General features: G+C 62.9%; 1 protein-coding gene. It reads left to right on the top strand.

Annotated features, from left to right (window positions below):
- Positions 1-983, top strand: a 983-nt coding sequence (locus EN969_RS32825) for an FAD-dependent oxidoreductase (RefSeq protein ID WP_127419822.1), incomplete at both ends; no start/stop codon positions are given.

The following is a 983-nucleotide window of genomic DNA, read 5'->3' as shown; positions in this document are numbered from 1 at the left end:
CGTCTATGCCTCGCAATTTCCCGAGCACTTCGCCGACGCCGCCGGCTATGGCTGGACGGTGCCGGAAGCCAGTTTCGACTGGCAGACGCTGGTCGCCAACAAGGATCGCGAGATCAGCCGGCTGGAGGCGATCTACGTCAGGAACGTCGAGGGCGCCGGCGGCGAGACCTTCCACTCGCGCGCCATGATCGTCGATCCGCATGTCGTGCATCTCCTGGGTGAGGATCGCACCGTCACAGCAGACCAGATCCTGATTGCCACCGGCGGCCGCCCGGCGGCGCATCCGGCGCTGCCCGGCCACGAACATTGCATCTTTTCCAACGAAGCTTTCGACCTCAAGGAGTTGCCCAGGGCGATCATGATCGAGGGCGGCGGTTACATCGCCGTCGAGTTCGCCAACATTTTTCACGGTCTCGGCGTCGACACGACGCTGGTCTATCGCGGCAAGGAGATCCTCAGCCGGTTCGACATGGACCTGCGGCGCATGCTGCACGAAACCATGGAAAAGAAGGGGATAAGGATCCTTTGCCATTCCGTGTCCGAATGGATCCGCAAGCGGCCGGACGGCCGGCTCGACGCGCTGGTCAGCGGCGGCGAGGTGCTGACCGTCGACCAGGTGATGCTGGCCATCGGCCGCATTCCCAACACCGAGAATATGGGCCTGGAAGGCATCGGACTGGAGATGACCAAGACCGGCGCCATCGCCGTCGACCAATATTCCCGCACCAATGTCGACAACATCTGGGCAATCGGCGACGTCACCAACCGCGTGCAGTTGACGCCGGTGGCGATCCATGAGGCGATGTGCTTCATCGAAACCGCCTTCAAGGGAAATCCGACCGCTCCCGATCACGAGACGATCGCGACCGCCGTCTTTTCACAGCCCGAGATCGGCACTGTCGGCCTGTCGGAGGACGACGCCGTCAAACGCTTTTCCGACATCGAGATCTACCGCGCCACATTCCGGCCGATGCGGCACACCC

Source organism: Mesorhizobium sp. M7A.F.Ca.CA.003.01.2.1 (assembly GCF_003998945.1).
Lineage (GTDB): Bacteria > Pseudomonadota > Alphaproteobacteria > Rhizobiales > Rhizobiaceae > Mesorhizobium > Mesorhizobium ciceri.
This window is presented reverse-complemented; position numbering and strand designations above follow the sequence as displayed.